Below are 17,356 nucleotides of genomic sequence, written 5' to 3'. Positions count from 1 at the left end.
GCACAAACGTCGGTGCGAATGCACCAGTGCAACCAGTGCAAATGCGCCATCACACGCTCGCGCTGCCTGCGCAGACTGATAGCACGTCACAAAAGACGAGTTGAGCCGCACGTGATGGCGGCTCGTATCACGCACGCAGGTAATGCGCTGCCATTGGACACGAGGAATCGCTTATGACTTCGACTTACGCTGCCCCCGCTACCCTTCATTCGGCCTCCCCTTTCAGGGTGTCGTGGAGTTCAGTCTTCGCGGGTGCGTCCATTACCTTGGTCACCTACCTGGTGCTGAGCGTACTCGGAACGGCCATTGGCGCCGGTGCAATCAATCCGCTGGCGCAGGGCAACCCCTTGCAAGGGTTCGGAACCGGCGCAGGTGTCTGGCTGTTTGTGAGCACACTGCTTGCCATCGGTGTCGGTGCCTGGGTGTCGGGCCGCACAGCGCCGGATCGCGGCGGGCTGCACGGTCTGCTGAGCTGGACCATCAGCACCCTGCTGACCACCTGGCTGCTGGCGTCGCTGGCGGGTTCATTGGTGGGCACTGCGGGCAACATCGCGGGTAAAGGTCTTTCCCTGGCCGCCGATGGCGTGGCCGCTGCGGCGCCCGGGGTTGGGCAGACCATCAAGCAACAGCTGGACAAGAACGGCATCAGCCTGGATTGGGACAGCCTGAAATCAGAACTGGACACCACGCTCAAGCAGTCCGGCAAGCAGGCGCTTGACCCCGCAACACTCGATCAGAAGGCCGACGCCGCCGGAGAAGATGGCAAGCAGGCTGCGGCTCAAGCGTCCACTGATCCGACCCAGGCCGGCGATCAGTTGAAGCAGTGGTTCGAACGCATCCAGAAAGCGGGTGAGCCTGCCCTGAACGCTGCGGACAAGGAAGCGCTGGTCAACATCGTTGCGGCGCGCACCGGCAAAAGTAAGGATGAAGCCCAGCAGATCGTCGACAACTATGCCCGGGCATATCAAGAAGCTGCCGCCAAAGTAAATCAGCTCAAACAGCAGGCTGAGCAACAGGCCCGCGAAGCGGCAGACGTTGCCGCCAAACAAGTCTCCAAAGCGGCCTGGGGGACGTTCTTCATGTTGCTGCTGGGTGGCGCAGTGAGTTTCTTTACCGCCCGTTACGCCATTCGGTCGCGTCCACAAGTGCTGGTCGTGACTGAATAACCGATAACGTCCTTACGCTCACATTAAGTCCGGTACGAATCGCTTCGTACCGGACTTTTTTCTGGGCGATTGAGAACAGGCTAGAGCTGCATGACTGCAAGCGCCCTGCGCAGGGGCTCGTCGGATATCTGGATGGGGCCATGAAAAGGTATGTCCATGTCCAGGACCAGATACACAGAGGCCGCGATGAGCAATGACGAGGCGACGAACATGCCCACGACCATCGAATTGCGGGGTGCGCGGTATCCGAAGCTCGCAAAGATCAGCGTCAGCCACGCGACCAGCATCCCGATCAAAGGGCCTGGAATCGCACCTTCTGACTGCTCCACGATCCTCCAGCGTTGCTCGATGAGCGAATGGTATTGCTGACGGATGTCCTGAAGCATCGTTTCATGAAAGCGGTCCGGCGGTTTTATACCGGTCAAGGACTTCCCGATGTTATCCAGATACTGAGCGGCCTCGCTGTTGCGATGCTGCAGGGCCTCGTCTCCTCGATAGGGGGTTTCGACCGCACGCTCGACATACGTCAGCAGACGACCGCGGGTGTCCTGGGCCGCGTCGCCATAGCTGCGCAGGGTGCGATCAAAAATGATCAGGCTGGTTGCATACCCGTGGAAGCTTGCATCAATCGACTCGAAGGTATTCTTGGCCGAATTGATCATCAGGCCAAACACCAGCGACGTCATGACCACAAAGATGTTGGCCACCAGGCGCACGACCGTGTTGGTGTCGTCATCCCGGTGGTGGGCTGGCAGCCTGGGGCACCAGTGCATCATGAGCAACGAAGCAGCCACCAGGCACACGAAGATGGCCAGCGGGATCACAAGTGAGTTCATACGTCAGCGCCCTGCTTGATTGGACTCAAGGGTGTGAAGGGTAGACTGCCGCACCGTCGCAGAGGTTGCGTTCAGCCATTCGCGGACCAGGCACATTAGCCAGTCCCCCCGAGTATTGATTACGCGATGTAATAATTGATATCCAGTTCAGGGACTCTATCGACTTTTGCCCCAGTAATAAGATGAGGCTATCAAACCATCGCTACTGGAGAACCGTGTGAAAAAAACCATTATGGCCGCGCTGCTGACCGTTGCCGCCAATTACGCCCATGCCGGCACTGTCCTTGTTGTCCTGTCAGACCAGGCTCAACTGGATCTTAAAGATGGCAAGGTCATGGAAACAGGATTCTTCCTGAACGAGTTGATGCAGCCGGTACAGACCTTCATCGCCGCGGGTCAAACCGTGATATTTGCCACCCCCAGCGGTAAAGCGCCAACGGCAGACCAGAAGTCCAATGATGTCAGCTTCTGGGGCGGCGATGAAAAAGCCCGTCAGGAAAGCCTCGCGATGCTGACCACACTTAAGCTGACCGCGAAGACCGGTTCGCCGGCCATCAGCTTTGCGCAGGTTCAGAAAATCGGCTACGACAAGTTCGACGCCGTATTCGTACCTGGCGGCCATATTCCGATGCAGGATCTGCTCAAGGACAAGCAACTGGGTCAGTTGCTGACCCATTTCCATGAAAAAGGCAAAATCACCGGCTTCACCTGCCACGGCACTATAGCCATGTTGTCGACGCTCCCGGACGCGCGTGGGTTTGTCTCGTCGCTGGAATCTGGCAAACAGCCGGCGGCTCCCGCCAACTGGATTTACAAGGGCTACAACGTCACCGCGTTTACCGACGCAGAAGAAGAGCAGGCGAAAGGTTTCCTCGGCGGCGGTCATATGAAACTGTTCCCGCAGGATGGGCTGACGGCAGCCGGTGCCAACTTTTCCGAAGCCAAGCCATGGAGCGAACACGTGATCGAAGACCGCGAAGTCATTTCCGGTCAGAACCCACAGTCGGCCAAGGCCGTCGCCGTGGCCATGCTGGCGAGACTGAAGTCATCCTGAGCGCACGCAGCGTGATGACGCCTGGGGACCTTCGACGACCAAGCCTTTCCAGTCTGTTTATCTGCTCGAGCAGGACGATGCCCGGCCGTTGAAGATGCGCGCGTACTGAAGACGCCTGGTTGATACTCCAGAGTCCGCAGGGTGAAACCGATGGCGTACACGCTCTGAGCGCGGCACGCCATCGGTCCTGGGTGTCTCGACGAAACGCATCAGCTTGACCCAGGCGGTATGCCGTCCTTGTTAAAGTCTTTCAGCCGTTCCCTCTCCTGTTCGGTCGAGTGGGCAGGAACATCTTCTTTGGGCGCTTCTTTCTTTTCTTCGGCCATGGTCATGTCCTCTGATGGGTATCTGATTGGGCACCCGCTTCGCTGAACGGTTCAGGGAAAATCCGAGTCAGGCGGCGATGAGCGGCCAACAGCCCCGCACTGCACGATCAGCCAGGAATGAAGCTGACTGTATTGGCAATGCCATCCTCGCTGGAACCGCGTTCAACGCGCAGTGGCACCTCGCGTCGGTCGCGCAGATAGCGGTAACTTTTTCGGCTTTGCTCAATGCGTTCTCGATCCAGCGTAACGCGCACAGGGTGTCCATCGGTGGACTCCACCAGCACGGTCCCGAACGGGTCGACGGCGACACTCTCGCCGGGAAACGACAACCCTTTGCCTTCGCCGATCCGATTCACCAGCACGGCAAAGCACTGGTTCTCCATGGCGCGAGTGATCACGGCGCGTCGATGAACAGGCCCGTAAGGGGTCATGTTGCCGTCCAGCACCAGGATCAGGTCGGCCTCCAACAAGGCCAGCGCCCGGGCTGTTTCCGGAAACTCAATGTCGTAGCAGATGAGCATGCCCACCCGCAGCGAGGCGATCTCGCACACTGCGTAATGCGAACCGGCATTGAACACCCCCCAATCCGTGTCGGGCCAGAGATGGGTCTTGCGGTACTTGAGGGCGATGCGTCCAGAGCCGTCGATCAGCAGCGCCGTGTTGTACGCGCCTTCGTCAGCCACTTCGCAAAACCCGAACGCGACGGCAATGCTGCGTTTGCGTGCCGCGTCCTGAATGAGCCGCACGGGTTTGCTGTGGGTGGTGAGCCCCGTGGTTTGCACCTGATCCGGGGTCGGAAAGCCAGACAGCGTCGTCTCCGGAAACACGATCAAATCCGTATCCAGAGGCGCGTTGCGGATCATTGACAGCATGTTGCTCAGATTGAGCTCAACCTGAGCATCTGCGATGGGCATTTGCGCCAAAAGAATGTTCATGCAGGCCTCCATAAAAAAGGGCGTCGCACCTGGGTCGAAGAGCGCGGCGCCCGAAACGTCGAAGGGTGTAACCGTCGATCAGAACCAGAAGACCGGCGTGGTCGTGAGCAACTCGATTCCGGTCCGGGTGACGATGAAGTTCTGTTCCCAGCCTACGCTGCCGACCCCTTTTCGCGTCATGAACGATTCCCCCGAGGCGACCATCCCTTCTTCAAAAATGTCGTCTGCCGTGACCGAATCCCGGTTGATGATCGGGTGTTCCCACATCGAACCATTGCCGTGGCCGAAGTACGGCCATTGCTTGGCAGCCAGGTCCTCTTCCTCGGCGACGCGCGCCTGTACACGCTCGGCTTCGCCCACCACGTCGAGGACCTTGGCGCCATGCTTGACGGAGTTCATCACTGCTTCTGTGATCGAATAGGAGTCAACCAGCAGCGAGCGCTGCTCCGATGTAGGCTTGCCGCCACAGACCAAAGAGCGGCCGGGGTCGAGCCAATACCCTTGATGGGTCGGGCCATAGATCCAGGTGCGAACGATGTCGCCTTTGCTCGGCGCGCCCATGGAGTACCCGTACATCGGGTCGCGCTCGAAGAACTGGCTGTCAGCGTCATTCCCGAAGTTGACCGGAATGCGCAGCCAGCCGCCTCCACGACGCGTCAGTTCGTAGGCGCCCTCCGCCGCTGCTTCTGCTGCGGTCTTGCCGGCGTAGAGGCTGTCGCACACGCGGTACAAGGCACTGGACACCATCTGTCCTGCTTCACGGAACATGTCCAGTTCCCGAGGGCTCTTGATACGGCGGCAACGGCGAATCAGGTTATCGTCATACTCGAACTGGATACCCGGTGTCTGCTCGGCAAGCTGACTGGCGTACTTCATGGGCAGGTTGTCCGACCCGACGAAGACAACGCTACGACGTGGTTTGCGGGCGTTCAGCGCCTTGGCAACGCTGCTGATCGGGTCGTCACTGAAGAAGTAATCGCCACAACGCACCATCCGACGCCGCACCGTGGCCACATCGGCATGCAACTCCGGTTCCTTGCCAGGCTCCAGTATCACGCAGCAAAAACCTCGAGCGTTCCAGATAGGAGAGTCCGGTTCCTGGCCCGAATGCTCCGACCAGAAGTTGGTCAGCCAAAGTGTTTCCATGGCCCGCTCGTAGTGACCGGCTGTCTTGCCCCAGACAATGGCCAGTTCATGACCCAGACGGCGCATTTCGTCTTCTACCTTTTTCCAGCGACCCTGGTATTCGTCCACTGGGAAATAGCCGTCGGGATAATTCATTCTTTCGATTGTCATCACGATTACCTCACTGTTTTTTTATACGAAGCGCGACGAGCACACACCCGTGTTTAAGCGCCATGACGGACATGTTCAGTGCAAAACGTGGGAACTCAAATACTGCAAATCTGCACTATTGCGGTTGTTATCAATGCCATTAAAGAAACGTCGTATCGCTAGAAACTTCGCGCCACGACAACATGGGCAAGTTGACGAAGTTCATCGGCCTCCGCGCCAAAGACGTCCAATGACGTGAGTGCACCCAGCAGAAGTTGCGAGGCATACTGCCGTGCACCTTCCAGTCCCCGTGAAGAAACAACCGTGGACTTGTCGGCACGCCGGTCTGCGCAAGTGGCTTTACCCAGGAGAAGTGGATCCCCGACGACGTCCAGAATGTCGTCTCGCACCTGAAAGGCTCGGCCGATCTGTTCGGCGTATTTGCTCATGGCCACGAAGCGGCTCGTTTGAAGGTCTGCACCGCTTGCCATCGCGCCCAGTACAACACTGGCCTGGATCAGTGCGCCGGTTTTCAAACGCTGCACTTCGGCGATCTGATCATTGTTCGGTCGGTCACCGGCCAAGGTCATATCGAGGAACTGACCGCCAGCGAGGCCCGCAGGCCCCGCCGCCTTGGCCAGGACCTCCACCATCTGCAACCGTATACCGGCGCTGACCTGCGACGATTGCGTCAATGATTCGAACGCCAGCGCTTGCAAGGCATCACCTGCAATCAGGGCCGTGCTCTCACCGTAGGCCACATGCAACGCCGGTTTCCCTCGGCGAACGAGCGCGTCGTCCATGGCCGGGAGATCATCGTGAACCAGAGAGTAGGTATGCAGCAGCTCCACCGCACAGGCGGCACCGTCCGCAGCATCAAGCTGCCCTCCCATGGCCTCACAGGCGCTGTAAGCGAGCATGGGCCTCAAACATTTACCCGGTTCGAATACGCCATAGGCCATGGCGCTGTAGAGCTTTTGCAGTGAAGGACTGGCGGGCATCAGCAGCGTGCGCAAGCCAGTGTCCAGTCGGGCACGAAGGGTCAGATACCGTTCACTGTTCACGCGTTCAGGTATATCGATCACCTCGTCATCACCTGTATTCGTTATCTGCGACGGCAGCGCGTAACGGTGAGGAGGCATAAGACGGTGAGGCCCATTTTGAATAAATAACTGCGCCCACAATAGCCAGGAAAACAATCATGATGGGCACTGCCCAGTTCTCATACCAGGCAAGTTCCGGGTAGCGAGGCCATGAAATATTGACGGCCTCAAACAGTGTCCAGCCCGTCGCGACGAAGATCACCGGGATACTGAAAATACCCAGAGAGAACGGCCCTTCTCGCCAATCACCTTTCAACACACTCACACAGGCGCCCACCAGCGGGAACGCAAAGGCGAGATAGAACCCCGCAATGCTGAATGCCAGTAACAGCGGATAGATATTGGTGAACGACAACATGAACAACAGCGCCGATAACCCGCCCGTCAATAGAAATGCGCGCGTTGGTAATTTGTCGTCCCCGCTCAACTGCCGCAGAAAATCCGAGCAGGGAATGGTTCTGTCTCGAGCGAACGCCCAGATCACCCGGGACACCGACGCTTGAATGCCGAGCATGCACGCCACGAACCCGATAATGAACAACACCAGCATCCCCTTGTAAGCGACCTGCCCTAAATGCGTGATCAGCGTCACCGTGACAGGGTCGCTTCCGGCCGGGAATTCCAGTGCAGGCAAGGCGAGAATCAGCGAAAACGCCGAGAACGCCACCACCGCGCCAACGGACAGCAAGCAAAACAGCATCGCCCTGGGCACCGCACGTTCAGGGTCTTTGACCTCCTCGGCCACTGCACCGGCACTTTCGAAGCCCACGAATGCCCAGCCGCAATAGGCAATGGCGAGCGCCACTTTCGACGAGAAGAAACCGGAGACACCGGGTTCCGGCCAGGCAAACACTTGCGCATCTGGAATCAGAACAGACAAGGCATTGACCTTAAACTCCACCAGCAACAGCACTCCGATGCCGACCGAACCGATGACTTCCGCGCCAATGCACAACCAGACGATGGTGGAGAAAATCTTCCGCCCCTGCGTATTGCCCCATGTGGCGAATGCGATGAGAAACAAGGCAATCGGCACACTGATCATCTTGTCTGTCGCATCGACACCAAACAGTTGCGCTACGAATCCCGCACCGCCCAGAGCGACGGTGGCGATGGTAATCGGCAACGTGCACATGTAAGTCCAGCCTGCAAACCAGCCAAAGCGGCTGCCGAGCAAATATTTGGACCACTGATAAATGCTGCCTTCAAAGGGAAATCGCGATACCAGCATGGCGAAGACCAACGCCACCAACAGTTGCCCTGCCATGGCCACCACCAGGCCCCACCAGAAAGCAGGGCCGACCGTTAAGATGCCGATACCGAAGATGGAGTAGAGCGCCACGATAGGCGATATAAAGGCAAACGCCAGGGAAAACGTGGAGGAAAAGTTCAGTTCACGCTGGAGGTGCTGACCCTGTTCCTGACAATCGTCCTTGCCTATCGGTGTGCTGTTCATGGGCAAACTCCCGCCGCTCGCGTAAAACCGCGAATCTTCAAGTTCATGTTGTTATCGTTTTAGGCCCGTCGCTGGAAAGCCGCCCGAGTGCGGGTGCGTGCCGAGCCTTGAAGGCGATGTTATCGCGGGTCGATGACCGGACCAATAGTGCTAATCTGCACTACCCACCCGTCATGACTGCCCGAACATATGCATCATGAACAAGGAAAATATTTCCCGTTCACTGGTGATGTCGAGCTTGGCGTATAACCGCTGTTTGTAATTTCGTACCGTGCCCAGACTAAGATCAAGTTTCTCTGCAATCACGGGCATCGAATAACCACGCAAAGTCTTTTCAACCAACTGTCGCTCACGTGGACTCAGGTGATAGGCATCATAAAACTGCTCGAAGAACTCATTTACATCGGTCTGGATATACCCCTCACTTTTTTGTTCGAGAAAGACCGCCCTGATGCCCGTCGCACAGGCAGATACAGGCTTCGAATACTCCCAGTGGGCAATCAAACCTTTGACATTGACGGCGATCAGCTCAGGCTGACCCAATATGAAGTCGAGTGTTTCGTTTCCGAAGTCGTGACCGGTCAAGGCATGCCACGCAGGATTCTGGTAGATCATCCTGTTATCGCTGCCCAGCGTGAGAACGCCAACCTTCCCGTTGCCAAAGAGGGCACCCAGCCCCTCCAGAAATTCGGTTCGCATGTGGGCGGCCTGGGCAGCGACGATGATCGGGTACAAGGTGGTGAACAAGGCAATTTCATCTTCGTTGAACACCCTGTTTTCCCGGTCGAAACAAAAACCCAGATAGCCACCTCCGATGACAGGCAGCATCAGCGTCAGCTCATCCAGAATCTGCCCGGATTTAAATATTTCATCGTAGTAAACATTGCAATCGTCCTCGTTTTGCATCAGTGAAAACGTGACGACTGAGGGCACACGGTCTTCTGTCACTAATCGCAGCAGCGGGTCAATTCTGTACAGATGACTCATGTATTGTTCGACTGCCTCATGACTCAAGGCGGTATTGACAATAAACTCCGGGACGGAAAATCGGCTGTACTTGATAGCCAGCCAACGCTCACAGTCAATATAGAGCCCCAATGTCTCCAACACGATGGCGTAAAAGTCTTGATGCCCCACAGCATCGATAACGGAGGCTATCGCTGCCGCAACGCGCTTGTGATCACCAAAGAGTTCATTCATGAGGATCTCCGTCTTGCAAACGACCTCCGATCATTCAAACAAAGCGAGCAATCACCATGCCACATTAATCCGCCGATCACGATCCGCAATACTGCAACGTTACATCATTGACTTCTGGGGAACGGCTTTGCAGTTCAGGTGTGTTTAATAACCCCAACAATGCGTCGACGCACCTGAACAAGGTTCTGAAAATACACAACCAACCGAGCAAACGGCCTCAACGCGACGCCGGCAGCCCTTCGTGGGCCTTGGAACTGGCAATCGAGAACTCGCTCGGCACACTGACGCCGTTTTTGGCGGCAAGGATTTCGGCCATGACGCTGACGGCGATCTCCGCAGGGGTCTTGCTGCCAATATAAAGACCGATAGGCCCGCGCAGACGCTCGAGCGACGCGTGGGTCTCACCAAAATGCTCGATCAGACGTTCGCGGCGCAGTTGGCTGTTGCGACGCGAGCCAATGGCGCCGATGTAAAACGCCGGACCGTGGAGGGCTTCGAGCAAGGCGAGGTCGTCGAGTTTTGGGTCATGACTCAGGGCGACGATGCAGGTTCGTACATCGACTGCGAAGTCGCGGACCACGTCATCCGGCATGCCGACGATGCGCTCCACCCCGTTCACCTCCCACGCCTCGATGTGCTCCGGACGGGGATCGCACACCGCAACCTTGAAGCCGTTGAACAGCGCCATGGTCGCCAGGTATTCGGCCAGCGCGCCAGCACCGATCATGAGCATGCGATACCCCGGCCCTAATGTGTTGAGCATCTGCTGGCCGTCGAAAGTGAATTGCTCCGGTGTCGCCGTGGGCTGGAGGGTGACCTCACCGGTCTTCAGGGTCAGCTCGCGGCGCACCAGCCGCCCGGCATCCAGCTGGCGCAGGAGCTCATCGAGCGACGACAAGGCGGGGTCGAATTCGAGAACCAGTTCAAGGGTGCCGCCACACGGCAGCCCGAAACGGTGCGCTTCATCGGCACTGACACCATAACGCACCACCTCGGGGGCGCTTTCCGGCACTCCGCATCCGCCATGGAGGGTCGTGTAGCGATGAATCAGGTCGTCTTCGATGCAGCCACCGGACACGCTGCCCACCACCCGGCCGTCGTTACGCAAAGCCATCATCGAACCGACCGGACGCGGTGAAGACCCCCATGTGCGCGCCACTGTGGCAAGCAGCACCCGCTCGCCGGCGGCGAGCCAGTCGCGCGCGGTGCGCAGGACCAGCACGTCGATACTTTCCATCAGGCTCTCCTTTAGCGCATCTGCAGGATGATCGGGCTGCTGCTGGCAGGATCCGTATGGTCACGCAACGTGCCCACCGCTTGTGCCTCGACGGCAGTGCCCTGATTACCCCAGTGACTGCGCATGAATGTCAGCACGTCGGCGATTTGTTGATCGGACAATTGCTCGCGGAAGGCAGGCATACGATACGCGTCCGGCACCCCGGCCGCCACGACACGCTGGGAGCCATTGAGGGTGATGTTGATCGCCGACGCGCTCTCTTTTGCCAGGGCGGAGGTCGCGCCCGCCAACGGCGGCATCCACTCGGGTTGCCCTTTGCCGTCCAGCCCGTGGCACGACGCGCAGCGCGTCGCATAGGTGTGAGCGCCAGGCGTCTGCGGCCCCACTGCTGCAGAGCGCTCTTGATACTGCCAGGGCGCTCCGTCGCGCTGACGGTCACCGTGCAAGGATTTGAGATAACGGGCAATGGCGGTCAGATCATCGTCGGTCATGAACTGGGTGGAGTTGTTGAAGGCCTCGGTCATCGAGCCATAGACCACCGCGTGCCTGTTGCGCCCCGTCTTGAGGAACTGCACGATCTCCGGCTCGCTCCATCGGCCCAGACCCGTGTTGTGGTCATCGCGCAGGCTCGGTGCGTACCAGCCGTCCAGCAAGGCGCCCGCAAGGAACGGTGTACCCGATTCATCAAGGGCCTTCTCGTTGAACGCCAGGCCTCTAGGCGTATGGCAACTGCCACAATGCCCCGCGCCCTGAACGAGATAAGCACCGCGATTCCACACCTCATCTTGCGATGTGTTGGCCGCGTACGGCTTGGCGTCGACAAACACCCCGTTCCACAGCGCGATTGGCCAGCGCAGGTTCAGAGGCCAGGGAATGGCGCTCGGGATGTTCGCCTGGTTGACCGGCGCCACGCCCTTCATGAAGAAGGCATAGAGCGCTCGCACGTCGTCATCACTGAGTTTGGCGTACGAGGGATAGGGCATGGCGGGATACAAACGGCGACTGCCGGGTGCCACGCCGTGACGCACAGCCCGATCGAAGTCCGGCAGGCTGTAGCGGCCAATACCGGTTTCCGGGTCGGGCGTGATGTTGGTGGCGTGTATCGCCCCCAGCGGCGTGGCCATTTCCAGGCCGCCCGCGAATGGCGCACCGCCCGGCACGCTGTGGCAGGCCACGCAGTCGCTGAGCCTGGCAACGTATTCGCCACGGGCAACCAACGCCGGGTCGATGTCGGCCACGGTGATGGGTGGGCTTTCAAGACGCGAGACGGGCTCGCGCGTGACATACCAGGCCAGCAGGCCTGCCGCGACCAGGCATGGCACGGCCAGCCAGCCAGCGGTTCTTGCGAATCGGCTGTTCTTCATGGACGCTCCGGCGCTGATCAGGTGAAGGTGTGTCGGCTCATGGGCAGGCTGCGAACCCGCTGCCCCGTCAGTGCGGCCACCGCATTGGCGACGGCGGGCGCGACGGCAGGCAGTGGCGGCTCGCCGACGCCTCCCATTTTTTCCCCGCTCTCGACGACCCGGACATGCACCCCCGCCATCCGCGCAGGCGGCAGAATCGGGTACAGATCGTAATTGCGGGCCCGAGGCTTGCCGTCTATCCACACCGACTCCTCCACGAGCGTCTGAGAAAGGCCCAGCGCCACGGCACCGTTGACCTGAGCTTCGACAATCGCCGGGTTGACGATGCTGCCGGGGTCGATCGCCTGCCAGATGTCATGCACCTTGACCTGCCCGTTCTCGATGGACACTTCGGCAATCACCGCCGTCTGCGTCCCGAACGGCGATGCCATCGCCACGCCGCGCGCCCTTTTTGTACCGTCCTCGGCGGTAAACGGCCCCCGCTTCCAGCCCCCGGACAGTTCACCCACAGCCTGCAGCAGCGTGGTCAGGCGTGTGTTGTCACGCAGCAGGTGCAGGCGCAGTTCGAACGGGTCCTTGCCGCCCTTGTCGGCCAGCTCGTCCAGGAACGACTCGTAGAAAAAGTCGTTGAGGGAGTTCCCCACTGAACGCCAGTAACCGAGCATGGCCGGGCCTTTGACGTAGATCTGCGCGATCCGCTTGTTCGGGATGGCGTAGGACTTGCCCGACAACCCTTCCAAAGCCGTCGGGTCGAGCTTGTCACCCTGCTTGCCCGCGAGGGCCTCGGTAGGCCCTTCCGTGGCGCTGATCGCTTCAATTGCCAGCGGCCAGCCGTCGTTATCCAGTGCCGCGCGGAAATTGACCGCGGCAACCGGACGGAGTACGTCGCGCAGAAACTCTTCCTCTCGCGTCCAGATGAGCTTGACCGGACGGCCGACCGCCTTGGCCAGGACGATGGCCTGCGGGTACGGGTTGGCGGAGTCGTACAGAAAGTGCCGCCCGAAGAACCCGCCCAAGAGCGGCGAATGCAGTGTGATCTGTGAAAGGTCGAGACCGGTGCGCTTGGCGATGTCAGCGCGGAACATGTCCGGCGCCTGATTGGGCAGCCAGACCTCCAGCGAGCCATCCGGGTTGAAGCGCGCCAACGCCGAGGGCGGCTCCAGTTGTCCGTGATTCAGGTACTGGTTGTGGTAAGTGGCCTCGACACGGACCTTGGCACTGGCCAGGCTCGCGGCAACGTCCCCTTCATTTTCATCGTCGCGGGCGGGGCCTTTCTCCGCCGCCAGTCGCTTGAAGTGCGCATCGCTGGAGAAATCCGCAGGCATGGGTCTTACTTTGCTGTCGGCCGTGGGCTCCTGCCAGTCGACCTGAATCGCCTCCACCGCACGTTTGGCGTGCCACCAGCGCTCGGCAACCACGGCCACGGCACCGTCGAGCCGGTGCACGGAATGTACGCCCTTCATGGCCTTGACCTGATCTTCGTTGCGCAGGTTTGCCACGGTCATCCCAAGACGTGGCGCATGCTGAACAGCCGCGTGCAGCATGCCGTCGACCTTGAGGTCGATGCTGTACAACGCTTTGCCGGTGGACTTGTCGTAGGCATCGAGGCGCTTCACAGGCTTGCCGATCCATCGGAACTGACTCGGATCGCGCAGTGGCACGCTGGCAGGATCAGGCACCGGCAGGCTCATCGCACGCTCGGCCAACGCGCCGTAGTCGAGTGAGCGACCGGAGCTGGCGTGGACCACCTTGCCCGGTTCGGTGGTCAACTCGCTCACCGGCACGTCAAGGGCCTGTGCGCCCGCCTCCAGCAGCATCGCGCGGGCCAGGGCACCGAGGCGGCGCATGACCGGGTAGCTCATGCGCACCGACATACTGCCGCCGGTGATGCGCATGCCGTTTTCCATCACCACATAGGCTTCGCCGGGCGGCGCGGCTTCGACCAGAAAGGTCGCCGGGTCGGCGTCCAGTTCTTCACCGATGATCTGCGCCATCGCAGTGAACGTGCCCTGCCCGCCTTCCATGAAGGGGCACAGCAGACGCACGCGGTTGTCAGGGCGGATTTCCAGGAACGCCGGCACCTGCGTGCCGCGCTCGGCCGTCGCTGCAGCCGCAGCCTGCACGCGGGTCGATCCCAGTGGCAGGCCGAAGCCCAGTACCAGTGCACCCACTGCGGTCCCTGTCAGAAAACGGCGCCGGGACAGGTTGACCGGGTCAGTCAAGGCAAGCGCGGAGGGTTGCAAGACAGGGTCGATACGCACGTTCATCATGCGTCTCCTTTGCCGGCCAGTTGATGCACGGCGGCATGAATGGCGTTGTACGTGCCGCAGCGACACAGATTGACCATTGCGGCCTCGATCTGCGCATCACTCGGTCTGGGGTTGTGTTTGAGCAGCGCGGTGGCCGCCATGACCTGCCCGGACTGACAATACCCGCACTGGGCAACCTGAAGATCAACCCAGGTCGCGACGACGCGCTTGCCCACGTCATCGGCCTCAATCGCCTCGATGGTGGTGACTTCTCGGCCGACCACACCCGCCACGGGCGTGACGCACGAGCGCACCACATTGCCGTCGACCAGCACGGAGCAGGCGCCACACTGCGCCAGGCCACAGCCGTACTTGGTGCCGGTCATGCCCAGGTCATCGCGGATCACCCACAACAGGGGCGTGTCGGCGTCGGCGTCGACCTGATAGGTCTTCTGGTTGATTCGTAGTTCCATGGTTCACCCGCTTGATCATCGGTTGACGTGCAATGTTATGAGCGGTGACGCGCAGCCAGGCACCTCACCGGTACAGCGTGTTTTTCGCTCAAGGCGTCGCAGTGCCCAGCGCTGGAGTTTCCGTTGGTTGCCCCCGCAGCAACGCCATGTCACGGCTGGGGGCCGTACCGAACAGACGACCGTATTCGCGGCTGAACTGAGAGGGGCTTTCATACCCGACGGCGAACGCCGCCCGCGAGACATCCAGGCGCTCCGTCAGCATCAGCCGACGCGCCTCGTTCAGGCGCAGCCACTTCTGATACTGCAGGGGACTCATGCGGGTCAGCTGGCGGAAATGATGGTGAAAGGTCGGTGCACTCATCTGCACGCGGGCCGCCAGATCATCGATGCGCAGCGCGGCGGCGTAGTTGAGCTTGAGCCAGTCGATGGCCTTGGCAATGCGATACCCCTGACCATCGACCGCCGTGATCTGCCGCAGCCTTGGCCCCTGATCGGTATTAAGCAGCCGATAGTGAATTTCCCGCAGAACCAGCGGCGCCAGCACGGGAATCGCCTCGGGTTCGTCGAGCAACGTCAGCAGGCGATCAAGCGCGCTCTCCAACGCCGATGACAAGTGGCCAATCCCGGCACCCGTCCCTTCCGCTCGCTGACGGGTTGCGGGCAAGCCACCTTGAGTGATGACCTCGGCGAGCATGCTCACATTCAGTTTCAGCACCAGCCCGACACAGGGCTGCTCGGGGCTGGCAACCATCACTTCAGAGTTGGCGGGCAAATCCAGTGAGGTGACCAGGAACCTCGACGGGTCGTAGCAGTAACTCTCGCCTCCCACCCACAACCGCTTCTCGCCACGGCCCACCAGAATCAGGCTTGGCTCGATCATGCACACGGCGGGAGGCGCCGGTTGGTCGCGACGAAACAGCGACAGGCCGGGAATGGCTGTGGCGATGTCTCCCGTCACGCTCATGCGGGGGTCGATGTTGGCCGCCAAGGGGGATTCATGGCGCGGGGTCGTCGGCATCATGTCAGGTCTCTTCTGTTGACCGAACTCTAATCCGCTGAGGAGACGTTTCCTATCCACCGCCCTGCATCCTCATAGGATTAGGCAAGCATTCAAGAGGAATGCACTAGGGCGCGGGCGGATCGACAGGGAGAATGTGTCGAACTGTTACGGGAAAGGCGTTACGCAACGTTTCCCTCCCCGAACCATGCCGGCAACAACCGCTTGTCCCGGTCATTCCCATGCACCGACGCGGACGACCCAGGCCGCGCTGTTCAGCGCCGCTTCAGCAAACCGAATCAACGCGCTTGTCGCATCACAGGTATTCCCATGACTTCACGTTCTACAGAAAAACGCGGCTGGAGCGCCGTGCTCGCCATGTCGCTGGCCGCCTTCGCGCTGGTCGCTTCAGAGTTCATGCCCGTCAGCCTGCTGACACCCATCGCCGCCGAACTGCAGATCACCGAGGGCCAGGCCGGCCAGGGGATTTCCGTGTCGGGTGCGTTTGCACTGGTCACCAGTCTGGTCACCGCTGCGATCGCCGCGCGCGTCGAACGCAAGAAGCTGCTGCTGTGCCTGACCTTATTGATGATCGTCTCAGGAACGGTTGTCGCGCTCGCGCCCGGCTATCCCTCATTCATGTTTGGCCGTGCCCTGATCGGCATCGCAATCGGCGGTTTCTGGTCATTGTCAGCGGCGACCGCCATGCGACTGGTGCAGCCTGCTCAGGTTTCCCGGGCGCTGGCCATCGTCAATGGAGGTAACGCGCTCGCGACGGTGATTGCAGCGCCGGCCGGCAGCTTTCTCGGCGCGTTGATCGGCTGGCGCGGTGCGTTTTTCTGCGTCGTGCCGGTCGCAACCCTTGCGGCCGTGTGGCTGCTGATCAGCCTGCCGTCCTTCAAGACCGAACGTCAGGCAGGCAGCGGCAATGCCTTGCGGTTGATGAAGCAGTTGCCCGTTGCCTTGGGCATGGTCGCCGTCAGCGTTTTTTTCATGGGGCAGTTCATGCTCTTCACGTACCTGCGCCCGTTTCTTGAGGGCGTGACCGGTGTCAGCGTTTCCACCCTGTCTTTGATGCTGCTGGGTCTGGGCGTTGCAGGTTTCGTCGGAACCTTCCTGATCGAACGATTCATCGGCAATGGCCTCTACCGGACACTGACGGTGATCCCGTTGATCATGGCCGTCATCGCCCTGGCGCTGGTGAATTATGGTGCTTCGCCGCTGCTGACCGCCGTCCTGCTCGGGCTGTGGGGACTGGTCGCAACCGCTGCACCCGTCGGCTGGTGGACATGGCTGGCGCAGACGCTTCCTGACGATGCGGAAGCCGGTGGCGGCTTGCTCGTGGCCATTGTCCAACTGGCGATCGCAGGCGGCGCAATCATTGGCGGCCTGGCCTATGACCTCAGCGGGTACAAGGCCACCTTCGAGCTCAGCGCAGCCGTGCTGATCGCCGCGTCTTTCCTCGCCTGGCTGGCGGGTCGCTACGCCACTGAGGTTCATCTCTGCGGATCGAACGCAACCGCCTGAACGGGTCCGCAAACGGAGGATTACACCGGCCATCGCTCCGCCCATCAGCGCCCTGCGAACTCAGAGTGATCAAAATGCGTCACCGCCTGTCCCAGTAGAAGCCGCTTCTTGAAAGCGGCGGAAAAGGTTCTAATGCATGCTTGCGCAACGGTGCGGAT

At 60.2% G+C, this 17,356-nt stretch carries 14 protein-coding genes; 3 read left to right on the top strand and 11 right to left on the bottom strand.

Features of this window, described 5'->3' with window-relative positions:
- The first annotated feature begins 173 nt into the window (after positions 1 to 173).
- Entirely contained in the window at positions 174 to 1,166 is a 993-nt protein-coding gene (locus tag AB4N84_RS21030; protein ID WP_460042978.1) for a hypothetical protein, read from the top strand.
- Between the two features lie 80 nt (positions 1,167 to 1,246).
- Here the strand turns inward: AB4N84_RS21030 and AB4N84_RS21025 are convergent, their stop codons facing one another.
- Positions 1,247 to 2,002, bottom strand: a complete 756-nt coding sequence (locus tag AB4N84_RS21025; protein ID WP_074749480.1) for a bestrophin-like domain — start codon at positions 2,000 to 2,002, stop codon at positions 1,247 to 1,249.
- A gap of 217 nt (positions 2,003 to 2,219) precedes the next feature.
- Between AB4N84_RS21025 and AB4N84_RS21020 the strand changes: the two genes are divergently transcribed.
- The gene (locus AB4N84_RS21020) at positions 2,220 to 3,056 is read left to right on the top strand and encodes a type 1 glutamine amidotransferase domain-containing protein (RefSeq protein WP_460042977.1); all 837 of its coding nucleotides are present in this window, start codon (positions 2,220 to 2,222) and stop codon (positions 3,054 to 3,056) included.
- Positions 3,057 to 3,489: 433 nt separating this feature from the next.
- On the opposite strand, the gene AB4N84_RS21015 is transcribed toward AB4N84_RS21020, so the two are convergent.
- The 10 genes from AB4N84_RS21015 to AB4N84_RS20970 all read right to left on the bottom strand — a co-directional run bounded on the left by AB4N84_RS21015 (position 3,490) and on the right by AB4N84_RS20970 (position 15,695).
- Positions 3,490 to 4,317: a carbon-nitrogen hydrolase family protein gene (locus tag AB4N84_RS21015; protein WP_460042976.1), complete on the bottom strand. Its 828-nt coding sequence runs from the start codon at positions 4,315 to 4,317 to the stop codon at positions 3,490 to 3,492.
- 78 nt (positions 4,318 to 4,395) lie between these two features.
- A complete protein-coding gene (locus tag AB4N84_RS21010) occupies positions 4,396 to 5,613 on the bottom strand; it encodes a M24 family metallopeptidase (RefSeq protein ID WP_074749478.1) in 1,218 nt (405 codons plus the stop codon).
- A 158-nt stretch (positions 5,614 to 5,771) separates the two neighbouring features.
- Entirely contained in the window at positions 5,772 to 6,593 is an 822-nt protein-coding gene (locus AB4N84_RS21005) for a polyprenyl synthetase family protein (RefSeq protein WP_460047081.1), read from the bottom strand.
- A gap of 91 nt (positions 6,594 to 6,684) precedes the next feature.
- Positions 6,685 to 8,037, bottom strand: coding sequence for an APC family permease (locus tag AB4N84_RS21000; RefSeq protein WP_460042975.1), 1,353 nt, complete (start codon positions 8,035 to 8,037; stop codon positions 6,685 to 6,687).
- Positions 8,038 to 8,322: 285 nt separating this feature from the next.
- Positions 8,323 to 9,351 carry a helix-turn-helix transcriptional regulator gene (locus AB4N84_RS20995; RefSeq protein WP_074749476.1) on the bottom strand — a complete coding sequence of 343 codons (1,029 nt, stop codon included), beginning with the start codon at positions 9,349 to 9,351 and terminating at the stop codon, positions 8,323 to 8,325.
- A gap of 217 nt (positions 9,352 to 9,568) precedes the next feature.
- Positions 9,569 to 10,588, bottom strand: a complete 1,020-nt coding sequence (locus AB4N84_RS20990; RefSeq protein ID WP_460042974.1) for an XdhC family protein — start codon at positions 10,586 to 10,588, stop codon at positions 9,569 to 9,571.
- An 11-nt stretch (positions 10,589 to 10,599) separates the two neighbouring features.
- Positions 10,600 to 11,952 (bottom strand): c-type cytochrome, encoded by a 1,353-nt coding sequence (locus AB4N84_RS20985; RefSeq protein ID WP_460042973.1) that lies wholly within the window; start codon positions 11,950 to 11,952, stop codon positions 10,600 to 10,602.
- Between the two features lie 17 nt (positions 11,953 to 11,969).
- On the bottom strand, positions 11,970 to 14,219 hold the full coding sequence (locus AB4N84_RS20980; RefSeq protein ID WP_460042972.1) for a xanthine dehydrogenase family protein molybdopterin-binding subunit: 2,250 nt from the start codon (positions 14,217 to 14,219) through the stop codon (positions 11,970 to 11,972).
- Positions 14,219 to 14,674, bottom strand: coding sequence for a (2Fe-2S)-binding protein (locus tag AB4N84_RS20975; RefSeq protein WP_460042971.1), 456 nt, complete (start codon positions 14,672 to 14,674; stop codon positions 14,219 to 14,221). The genes AB4N84_RS20980 and AB4N84_RS20975 overlap by 1 nt, the downstream gene beginning before the upstream one ends.
- Before the next feature lie 88 nt (positions 14,675 to 14,762).
- Positions 14,763 to 15,695 carry an AraC family transcriptional regulator gene (locus AB4N84_RS20970; RefSeq protein WP_460042970.1) on the bottom strand — a complete coding sequence of 311 codons (933 nt, stop codon included), beginning with the start codon at positions 15,693 to 15,695 and terminating at the stop codon, positions 14,763 to 14,765.
- 306 nt (positions 15,696 to 16,001) lie between these two features.
- On the opposite strand from AB4N84_RS20970, the gene AB4N84_RS20965 reads away from it, so the two are divergent.
- Positions 16,002 to 17,198: an MFS transporter gene (locus AB4N84_RS20965; RefSeq protein WP_460042969.1), complete on the top strand. Its 1,197-nt coding sequence runs from the start codon at positions 16,002 to 16,004 to the stop codon at positions 17,196 to 17,198.
- The last annotated feature ends 158 nt before the right edge of the window (positions 17,199 to 17,356 follow it).

Source organism: Pseudomonas sp. S2_H01, assembly GCF_054668305.1.
Note: the sequence above shows the minus strand (reverse complement) of the source record. Positions and strands in the feature narration are given on the sequence as shown.

Bases quoted from the DNA above. Each gene is read 5' to 3' on its own strand.
- AB4N84_RS21030 (WP_460042978.1), top strand. From the start codon at position 174: ATGACTTCGACTTACGCTGCCCCCGCTACCCTTCATTCGGCCTCCCCT.
- AB4N84_RS21025 (WP_074749480.1), bottom strand. From the start codon at position 2,002: ATGAACTCACTTGTGATCCCGCTGGCCATCTTCGTGTGCCTGGTGGCT.
- AB4N84_RS21015 (WP_460042976.1), bottom strand. From the start codon at position 4,317: ATGAACATTCTTTTGGCGCAAATGCCCATCGCAGATGCTCAGGTTGAG.
- AB4N84_RS21010 (WP_074749478.1), bottom strand. From the start codon at position 5,613: ATGACAATCGAAAGAATGAATTATCCCGACGGCTATTTCCCAGTGGAC.
- AB4N84_RS21005 (WP_460047081.1), bottom strand. From the start codon at position 6,593: ATGCCCGCCAGTCCTTCACTGCAAAAGCTCTACAGCGCCATGGCCTAT.
- AB4N84_RS20995 (WP_074749476.1), bottom strand. From the start codon at position 9,351: ATGAATGAACTCTTTGGTGATCACAAGCGCGTTGCGGCAGCGATAGCC.
- AB4N84_RS20990 (WP_460042974.1), bottom strand. From the start codon at position 10,588: ATGGAAAGTATCGACGTGCTGGTCCTGCGCACCGCGCGCGACTGGCTC.
- AB4N84_RS20985 (WP_460042973.1), bottom strand. From the start codon at position 11,952: ATGAAGAACAGCCGATTCGCAAGAACCGCTGGCTGGCTGGCCGTGCCA.
- AB4N84_RS20980 (WP_460042972.1), bottom strand. From the start codon at position 14,219: ATGAACGTGCGTATCGACCCTGTCTTGCAACCCTCCGCGCTTGCCTTG.
- AB4N84_RS20975 (WP_460042971.1), bottom strand. From the start codon at position 14,674: ATGGAACTACGAATCAACCAGAAGACCTATCAGGTCGACGCCGACGCC.
- AB4N84_RS20970 (WP_460042970.1), bottom strand. From the start codon at position 15,695: ATGATGCCGACGACCCCGCGCCATGAATCCCCCTTGGCGGCCAACATC.
- AB4N84_RS20965 (WP_460042969.1), top strand. From the start codon at position 16,002: ATGACTTCACGTTCTACAGAAAAACGCGGCTGGAGCGCCGTGCTCGCC.